This is a genomic window from Roseateles sp. P5_E11, from assembly GCF_054049355.1.
Genome location: NZ_JBFUMO010000962.1, coordinates 1 through 1,402 on the forward strand (window position 1 = coordinate 1; position 1,402 = coordinate 1,402).

The 1,402-nt window shown below is 65.9% G+C and carries 1 pseudogene; it reads left to right on the plus strand.

Annotation, left to right across the window (positions count from 1 at the left end):
- Positions 1-1,402 (plus strand): annotated as a pseudogene (locus ACXJKR_RS32510) (heme utilization protein); the annotation flags it as partial.

Sequence of the window (1,402 nt, forward strand, 5' to 3'; positions counted from 1 at the left end):
GACCAGGTCCGCACGCTGAACACGGACGACCTCAACAGCCTCACGTCCGACCAGTTCAACAAGCTCTCCACCGCCCAGGTGCAGGTGCTGACGACTGCTCAGCTGAGCAACCTGACGACGGACAACCTCAACGCGATGGGCTCGGCCCAGTTCGCCACGCTGAATTCGTCGCAACTGGGTTCGCTGACGTCGGACCAGTTGCCCAAGATGGAGACGGCCGATCTGCGCGCCGTCACGACTGCGGCACTGGCGGGCCTGAGCTCCGACCAGATCCTGACGCTGACCTCCGACGAGGTGGCGGGCCTGTCCACGGGACAGATTGCTTCGCTGTCCGCCACGCAAGTCAAGGGCCTGACGGCCGGTGACATGACGGCCCTGTCCACGGCCCAAGTTGGCGTGCTGAGCTCTAGCCAAGCGGCCGCATTGAGCACGGAYCAGCTSTCRGCCATCGAGGCGGCCGACATGAAGTCGCTGACGACGGCCGCCCTGCGYGCSCTGTCCAGCACCCAGYTSGACGGCCTGACCTCGGACCAGYTGCGCGCGCTGAGCTCCAGCCAGATCAACTCGCTGACCACCGACCAGGTCCGCACGCTGAACACGGACGAYCTCAACAGCCTSWCGTCCGACCAGTTCAACAAGCTYTCCACYGCCCAGRTSCARGTGCTGACGACCRCTCAGCTCAGCAACCTGACGACGGACAACCTCAACGCCCTGGGCACGGCCCAGTTCGCATCGCTGAATTCCACGCAATTCGGTTCACTGACGTCTGACCAGTTGCCCAAGCTGGAAACCGCCGACCTGCGCGCCGTCACGACGGCCGCGCTGCGCGGCCTCTCCTCGGATCAGGTGCTGACGCTGAGCTCCGATGAGGTGTCCAGCCTCACGACCGCCCAGATCGGCTCGCTGACCACCAGCCAGATCCAAGGCCTGACGGCTGCTGACATGACGGCCTTGGGCACCGCCCAGGTGGCCGTGCTGAGTTCGGCTCAGGCACAGTCGCTGTCCACCGACCAGCTGTCGGCCATCGACGCGGCCGACATGAAGTCGTTGACGACGGCCGCCCTGCGCGCCCTGAGCAGCACCCAGCTCGACGGCCTGACCAGCGACCAGCTGCGCGGCCTGACCAGCACCCAGCTCAACGCGCTGACGACCAGCCCGCAGATCGTCAGCCTCAACACGGACGACCTCAACGTCCTGACGACGGATCAGATCTCCCGCCTGTCGACCTCGCAGATCCAGGCGCTGACGACGACGCAGCTGTCCAACCTGGCCACGGACAGCCTCAACGCGATGGGCTCGGCCCAGTTCGCGACACTGTCCTCCAGCCAGTTCGGCTCGCTGACGACCGACCAGCTGTCCAAGCTGGAAACGGCCGACCTGCGTGCCGTCACGACCAATGCGC